4 protein-coding genes, 1 tRNA gene and 1 pseudogene are annotated in these 7,668 nt (G+C 66.2%); 3 read left to right on the forward strand and 3 right to left on the reverse strand.

Annotated features, from left to right (window positions below):
• On the reverse strand, window positions 1–138 hold a 138-nt coding region (locus RMO01_RS13505; protein ID WP_309629582.1), incomplete at its 3' end, for a helix-turn-helix domain-containing protein.
• A gap of 372 nt (window positions 139–510) precedes the next feature.
• Between RMO01_RS13505 and RMO01_RS13510 the strand changes: the two are divergent.
• Window positions 511–633, forward strand: a pseudogene (locus RMO01_RS13510) (IS110 family transposase); the annotation flags it as partial.
• A gap of 125 nt (window positions 634–758) precedes the next feature.
• Here RMO01_RS13510 and RMO01_RS13515 read toward each other — a convergent pair.
• Window positions 759–832, reverse strand: a tRNA-Gly gene (locus RMO01_RS13515).
• A 300-nt stretch (window positions 833–1,132) separates the two neighbouring features.
• Between RMO01_RS13515 and RMO01_RS13520 the strand changes: the two genes are divergently transcribed.
• Together RMO01_RS13520 and RMO01_RS13525 are read left to right on the forward strand one after the other, a co-directional pair.
• Entirely contained in the window at window positions 1,133–2,632 is a 1,500-nt protein-coding gene (locus tag RMO01_RS13520; protein ID WP_309629579.1) for a hypothetical protein, read from the forward strand.
• Window positions 2,633–2,714: 82 nt separating this feature from the next.
• Window positions 2,715–5,366 carry a TonB-dependent receptor domain-containing protein gene (locus RMO01_RS13525; RefSeq protein WP_309629580.1) on the forward strand — a complete coding sequence of 884 codons (2,652 nt, stop codon included), beginning with the start codon at window positions 2,715–2,717 and terminating at the stop codon, window positions 5,364–5,366.
• A gap of 59 nt (window positions 5,367–5,425) precedes the next feature.
• Here RMO01_RS13525 and RMO01_RS13530 read toward each other — a convergent pair whose 3' ends face one another.
• Window positions 5,426–7,090 carry an amidohydrolase gene (locus tag RMO01_RS13530; RefSeq protein WP_309629581.1) on the reverse strand — a complete coding sequence of 555 codons (1,665 nt, stop codon included), beginning with the start codon at window positions 7,088–7,090 and terminating at the stop codon, window positions 5,426–5,428.
• Window positions 7,091–7,668: the final 578 nt, after the last annotated feature.

The raw sequence follows: 7,668 nt of genomic DNA on the forward strand, positions 1-7,668 counted from the left end.
GCCGTGGCGGCGAAACTTGTCGTAAAGCGTCTTCCGTGGGACCCGCAGGGCTTCGGTCATGGCGACGACATCACCGGCGTGACGGTGCAGCGCCTCTTCCAGCACCGCCTTCTCAAAGCGCTTGAGCCGATCGGTCAGGCCGAAAGTCGTCTCGTCGGCTGTCGCGGCAGGTTGGCGCGAGTTCCTTCTCCGGGGCTATCGATGGTGACGGCGAGGGCGTGGGCCCTCCCGCGCGCGCAACAACGTCGGGTCGACCGCCAAGCGTGGCAATGGACTATTGCTATCGGTCCTTCGCAGCCAATGATGGTTCGACCCATTTCAGGCCGACATTGCGTTGATCGACAGCCATCGTAGCGCCGGAGATCTCGTTGGGGTGGTTTAGGCTTGTCTGAATGTCTGAATGTCTGAATGTCTGGTTCGCGGCGCGACGGTTGCGTCCGCTTGTGATGCTGTGGACGGCTCTCCAACCCACCGGCAGCATCAGCGTCCGGTTAGAGCCGGAGGAGAGCCATGGGTCCGGTAGTCACGATTGGTTTGGACATCGCGAAGTCGGTGTTCCAGGTGCACGGCGTCGATGCTGAAGGCGGCGTCGTCATTCGACAGAAGCTGACGGGAGCGCGCCTGCTGAAGTTCGTCGACTAGGAAAAGGGCAACGCGGCCATGCGGTTGTGTTGCCCACTACGAGCCAGGTCGACACCATCGTCACTCTTACGTGGGCCAGAAGAGAGCCAGATGGACAGCGCTGAGGGCCTAAGCCTTGGAGCGGGCGGCGGGAATCGAACCCGCACGAAAAGCTTGGGAAGCTTTCAGGCTACCACTACATCACGCCCGCGGAAGCTGGCGGCACCCTAACGCAAAGCGCCCGGCGCTCAAGTGCGGACGGTGCAGTCACTGAGTTATTCAGTCTTGTGACAATCGCTCCGGACAAGGAATCCTTGTCTTCAATCAGAAGAAAGTATTCGTGGCGATGATTTCCCGAATATCGATCAGCCTTCGGATCAACTGTAATAATCCATCGATTTTCTGTCACTTGAAATTTGCAATGACCTCTTAAAGGCGGCCCTCGGGATCGCTGGAAACGTGTCGGAATGACGCGCGGCGTTCCGCACATTTCCAACCCGAGGGGAACTCGATGCTTCGTCTGACCAAGGTACTGATGGCCGGTGCGGCCGTACTGGCGCTGGCCGCCTGCGGCTCCGCCGAAGTAGCGTCCCCCGGCGAGGGCGATTTCGGCGGCGGCACCGGCGGTGGCGGCACGGGCCCCACCCCGCTGCCACCCGGCACCCCCGCTGCGGACTGCCCGGCTGGTCTGGCCAACGTCGGCGTCGTCGCCGGCGGCACGCTGCGCGCCTGCCAACTGCCGGCCGACATCACCGGCAACCTGACCCTGTCGGTCCGCGCCGGCACCATCTACGCCATCTCGGGCCGCACCCAGGTCGGCCTCGACCGCGGTATTGATACGGCCTCGACCACGGGCGTCCAGGGCGTTCTGACGATCGATCCGGGCGTGCGCATCTTCGCCTCGGGCGGCTCTGACTATCTGATCGTCAACCGCGGCTCGCAGATTTTCGCCGAAGGCACGGCCTCGAACCCGATCATCTTCACCAGCCGCCAGAACGTCGAAGGCACGACGACCCTGACCTCGCAAGGTCAGTGGGGCGGACTGGTCATCGCCGGCCGCGCGCCGCAGGCCAACTGCCAGCTGACCGCACCGGTGACCTGCACCGGCCAGGTCGAGGGCACCTCGGCCTTCTACGGCGGCAACACCCCGACCGATAACTCGGGCCGCATCCGCTACGTCCAGATCAAGTTCTCGGGCTTCGAGATCTCGACCGGCAACGAGCTTCAGGGCCTGACCATGGCCGGCGTGGGTTCGGGCACCACGGTCGAGTTCGTCCAGATCCACAACTCGTCGGACGACGGCATCGAAATCTTCGGCGGCAACGTCAACCTGCGCCGCGTGGTCATCACCGGCGCCGACGACGACGGCCTGGACACCGACACCGGCTGGCGCGGTGGGGCCCAGTTCGGCATCGTGACGCAGCGGGCGCCGAACTCGACCAGCCGCTCGGCCGGCTTCGAGTTCTCGGCCGCCCCGGCCGCGACGCCGCTGGCCTCGCGCTATGTCTCGCAGCCCAAGATCGCCAACTTCACCCTGGTCGGCCGCGTCTCGCCGATCGACGCCCACACCGTCGCCCACTTCGACACGGGTACGGACGCGACGATCATCAACTCGGTCTTCACCGCCGCCGCCGGTTCTCTGGCCGGCTGCCTGGACATCGCCGACGCCGACACGGCCACCAGCCAGCCGACGTTCAACGCGGTCTTCATGTCCTGCCCGGTCTCGTACCGCGCGGCCAACGTCGCTCGCTCGACCGCAACCTTCGCCCAAACGCCGAGCGGTGGAAACACCGCCGCTGGAACCTCGACCCTCACGGCTCCGTCGGGCGCCGTCCTGACCAACCAGATCCTGACCTTCATCAACGGCGCCAACGAAACCGCCGTGGTCCCGGTCAACGCCCCGGCGGTCTATCCCTTCTTCACCGCTACGACCTACATCGGCGCCGTCCAGAACGCTGCCGACACCTGGTACCTCGGCTGGTCCTGCGGCCTGAACTCCACGGCCTGCTGATCACGGAAGCACGGCGGTGATCCCGTGAGGGGTCGCCGCCGACCTTTCCGCTTTCCGTTTGAACCCCTTCGAGGCGCAGATCATGAAGACGCTTTCCCTGACCCTGACAGGGGTCCTCCTGGCTACGAGCGCGCTCATCGCGCCCGGCCTGGTTCACGCCCAAACGGCGCCGGTCGAACCGACCCCGGCCGAGCAATCCGCGCCTCAGGACGAGAGCACCCAGGTCGATGAGATCGTCGTCCTGGGCCGTTACATTCCCGAACCGAACCGGGAGAGCCCTGAAGTCGCGGCCTTCCTGACGTCGGAAGACCTGGAGCGCACCGGCGACGCCAGCGCCGCAGCCGCCCTGACCCGCGTCACCGGCCTGTCGATCGTCGAAGGCCGCTTCATCTATGTGCGCGGTCTGGGCGAGCGCTACTCGTCGGCCCTGCTGAACGGCTCTCCCCTGCCGAGCCCCGAGCCCCTGCAACGCGTGGTGCCGCTGGACCTCTTCCCGTCCAGCATTCTGGAAGGCGTGACCGTCCAGAAGACCTACTCGGCCAACTATCCGGGCGAATTCGGCGGCGGGGTCATCGACCTGCAGACCATTGACGCCCCGTCCGAGCCCTTCTTCACCTTTGGCGCTTCGCTGAGCGGCAATACGGAGACGACGGCCCAGGAAGGCCTGATCTACTATGGCGGCCGCACCGACTTCCTCGGTTTCGACGACGATACCCGCGACATTCCGGGCCCTCTGGCCCTGGCCTTCAACTCGGGTCGCCAGATTCAGGCGGGGCCGAACTATACCAATGCCCAGTTGCGCGCCATCGGCCAGTCGCTGGTCAACGCGCCGCTGCGTCTGCTGCAGATCGAGGAAATCCCGGTCAACGTCGGGCTGGAAGCGACCGGCGGCTTCTCCCACGAGACAGCCATCGGCGCCCTGGGCGTGATCGTTTCGGCCGGTTACGACAACAGCTGGCGGACCCGTTCGGGCTTCCAGGAGGAAGGCCAGTTCTCGGGCTCCAACATCGTCGCTTCGACGAGCTACGCCTATGATTCGACCCAGAACGATGTGCAGCTGAACCTGCTCGGCGGGCTCTCGCTTTCGGGCCTGGACCACGAGGTCAAGTGGACCAACTTCTACGTCCGCAACACGACCAAGGAGGCCCGTTCGCGGGTCGGGCCGGACTTCGACGCCGGCGGTTCGATCCTGCGTGACGACTATACCGAATGGTTCGTGCGCCAGCTCTTCTCCAGCCAGCTGGCCGGCGAGCACGACTTCATGGACGGCACGCTTAGCCTGGACTGGCGCGCTGCCTATGCGACCACCTCGCGCGACGCGCCCTATGAGACCCGCTTCGGATATGGCCAGGACGCGGCCGGCGACTTCGTCCACGACCTGGAACGCAATCTGATCTCGTTCAGCGAGCTGAACGACGACGTCTATTCGGGCGGCGCAGACCTCGCCTACACGATTCCCCTGTCCGACTACCGCGAACTGACGGTCAGCGGCGGTTTCGCCCTGTACGAAAACACGCGGGATTCGGTCCGGCGGGATTTGCGTTTCATCTCTCCGAACGGCCTGACCGTCGAACAGACCGAGAGCCGCGTCGACTTCCTGTTCTCCGATTTCAACATCAATGACGTCACGCTCCAGCTCAACGAGATCACGGGTTCGAACGGCGCGGCGGCCTACGACGGCGAACTGGTCGTCAACGCCGTCTACGGACAGGTCGAGGCCGAGATCATTCCTCTGGTCAACCTGACCGTCGGGGTGCGGTTCGAAGACGCCGAACAGTCGGTGACGCCGCGCGATCTGTTCGGCGGTTCGGCGACCTTCGGCTCCACCCGTCTCGAAGAGCAGTACTACCTGCCCGCCGGTACGGTGACCTGGAACTTCGCCGAGGACATGCAGCTGCGTTTCGGCGCCTCGCAGACCATCGGCCGTCCCCAGTTCCGGGAACTGGCGCCCCAGTCCTACACGGACCCGGAAAGCGACCGGACCTTCATCGGCAACCCGTATCTGGTGGATACGGAACTGCTGAACCTGGACGCGCGCTGGGAGTGGTACTTCGCCCGTCAGCAGTTCGTCACCGCCGGCGTCTTCTACAAGAAGCTCGACAAGCCGGTTGAGGCGGTCATCGTCGACGTCGGCAATCAGCGCCAGCAGTCCTTCCTGAATGCGCCGGAAGCCACGATCATCGGCGCCGAGGTCGAGGCCAAGAAGTATTTCGAGTTCCCCGACAACGGCATGTCCTTCATCGCCAACAAGCGGTGGCTGGTGCAGGCCAACTACACCTTCTCCGACTCGGAAGTGTCGGTGGATCCGTCGGACACCGTCCTCACGCTGGGCGGAGCCGGAACGCCTGAGCAGGCCGCCTTCTTCATCACCGACGGCAGCCGCCTTCAGGGACAGTCCGAACACGTCGCCAACCTGCAACTCGGCTGGGAAGACGACACGGCGCGGTCCCAGGCGACCATCATCGTCAACTACGTGTCCGAGCGGATCACCGCCCGGGGCGCCGGCGTCGCGGGAAGCCGCGAGCCCGACTATGTCCAGGATCCGGGTGTCTTCCTGGACTTCGTCTACCGCAAGGACTTCGAGGCCATGGGTCGCGACCTGGGGTTCGCCCTGGAGCTCCGCAACCTGCTCGGCACCGACTTCGACGAGTATCAGGAACTGGGCAACAAGGTCCGGATCAACAACTACGACCTCGGCTCCAGCGCCTCGGTCAGCCTGACCGCCCGCTTCTAGAACGCTCACGATCTAAAAGACCGGGGCCGTCCACCGCGAGGTGGGCGGCCCTTTCTCTTTCAGTCCGCGCGGTACACGACCTCGCCGTCCACCACCGTCAGCACCGCCTGTCCCTTCGGAATGTCCGCCTCGGGCACGGTCATCAGGTCGATGTCGAAGGCGGTGAAGTCGGCGCGTTTGCCAACCTCGATCGTGCCGAGCTCGTCCTCCCGGAAGGAAGCGAAAGCGGGCCAGAGGGTGAACATCTTCAGCGCCGTGGCGCGGTCCACGGCCTCGTTCGGGCGCCAGTCGGGACCCTGGAAGCCCTCGAGGTCGCGGCGGGCGACGGCGGCGTAGAACTCGATCAGGGGATCGCCGCGCTCCACCGGTGCGTCCGAGCCGCCGACGACCACAACGCCGAGATCGACGAGGCTGCGCCAGGCATAGGCGCCTTCCAGACGGGCGTCGCCGAGGCGGGCGGGGGCGAAGTGGAAGTCGCCGATCGCGTGGCTGGGCTGCATGGAGGCGATCACCCCCATGCCGACGAACATCATCTCATCGCGCGGCCGCAGGATCTGGGCGTGCTCGATGCGCCAGCGGGGATCCCGGATGGCGCGGTCCCCGGGCTGAACCCCGGCCATGGCGTCTTCATACCAGTTCAGCACCTCGGTATTGCCCCGGTCGCCGATGGCGTGGGTGGCGACCTGGATGCCGCGGCGCAGGGCGTTCTCGTAGAGGGGGACCATCTCCTCGCGCGTGGTCTGCATCAGGCCCGAGGTGTGGGGCGCGTCGGAGTAGGGGGCGTGGAGCGCCGCCCCGCGCGAGCCGAGGGCGCCGTCGACATAGTATTTGATGGCGCGGGTGATGATCCGGCCGTCGGCGACGCTGCGGGGACCGGACGCGATCAGGGCGGCGCCGCCGTCGGGCGTGACCGAGTTGTAGATGCGCAGGGGCGCCTCGCCGGCCTCGGCCATCTGTTCCAGCAGCGGAATGTCGGACCAGGGCGCGCTCATGAAATGGACGCCGGTCCAGCCGTAGCGGGCCTCGACCTGGAAGCCGGCGCGATAGGCGTTCCGCTTCGCCTCGGGATCGGCCTGGGGCATCAGGGGGGCGAGCAGGGACATGGCGGCGTCGACGATGAAGCCGGTCGGCCGGCCGTTCGCATCCCTGGCGATTTCTCCGCCTGAGGGGGCGACGGTCGAGGCGTCGATCTTTGCGGCGACAAGGGCGGGCGAGGAGGCGGTGATGGCGTGGCCGTCGGCGCGCTCCAACAGGACGATGCGGCCGGGGGCGGCGGCGTCGAGGTCGGCGGCGGTCAGGAAGCGGGCGCCGTCAGCGCTCTCGGGCCAGCGGGTCTCGATCCAGCCGCGGCCGATGATCGGGCCCTCGGGGTGAGCCTCAGCCCAGGCGGTGAGTTTGGCCATGGCGTCGACGACGGAGGTCGAGCCCTCGAGGTTCAGCGTCAGTTCGCGCCAGCCGATGCCGTCGAGGTGGGCGTGGCCGTCAGTGAAGCCGGGGAAGAGGGTGGCCCCGTCGAGGTCGATGACGGTCAGGCCGTCGATGGAGGGCGCGTCGGCGGCGGCGCCGACCCAGGCGATGCGGCCGTCACGGGCGATGACGACCTCGGCCGTGGGCGCGGTCTCGACCCCGGTGTGGATCACGCCGCCCCGGATCAGCAGGTTCTGGGCCTGGGCAGGGAGGGCGAGCGCGGCGAAGGCGGCGGCGGTCAGAAGCGATCGAAGCATGAGGTCACCGGACTGGCGGAAATCGGACGGGGAGTTGCGAGGATCGGGCGGCGAAGGTCAAGGTTTCACGGAGCGGCGGCCGGCCCGGACGCCAAAAACACCGTCCGAAGCGTCCGAAGCGTTCGGAGCGACCGGGGAGGACGGCCGGACTCCGGAAATTCGAGTCCAGATAGTCCCTAGAGTCCACTGGCCGCGGTTCGTGATGGCGATGTCAAAGACCGGGACCAGTGTCTCACGGTTTTCGGGAGCGGTTGGGATAGGGCCTCAGAATAATGCCGGGCGTTGATTTCAAAGGGGGATTCGGGGGATGTGTTGATGGGTAAGGACAGAGTTTCCTTCTCCCCTTGCGGGAGAAGGTGGCGGCCGAAGGCCGACGGATGAGGGCTCACGCCGGTGGTTGAAATGCGGGCTGATGGGGGGCTCACCGGGTAAAAGCTGCGTGACCCCTTGTGTGTTGGCGAATGTTTATTCTGGGTCTGTCTTCCGGGACGTCCGCCTGGCGTTCGCGCGCCAGGCGGACTGTCGGCGGAGGGGCCGATGACCCCTGAGCCTTTTGGGCTGTGGGTGAGCTGGGCCGC

It is taken from the genome of Brevundimonas sp., assembly GCF_031412435.1.
GTDB lineage: Bacteria > Pseudomonadota > Alphaproteobacteria > Caulobacterales > Caulobacteraceae > Brevundimonas.

Coding starts and splice junctions, on each gene's coding strand:
- RMO01_RS13520 (WP_309629579.1), top strand. CDS start 1,133: ATGCTTCGTCTGACCAAGGTACTGATGGCCGGTGCGGCCGTACTGGCG.
- RMO01_RS13525 (WP_309629580.1), top strand. CDS start 2,715: ATGAAGACGCTTTCCCTGACCCTGACAGGGGTCCTCCTGGCTACGAGC.
- RMO01_RS13530 (WP_309629581.1), bottom strand. CDS start 7,090: ATGCTTCGATCGCTTCTGACCGCCGCCGCCTTCGCCGCGCTCGCCCTC.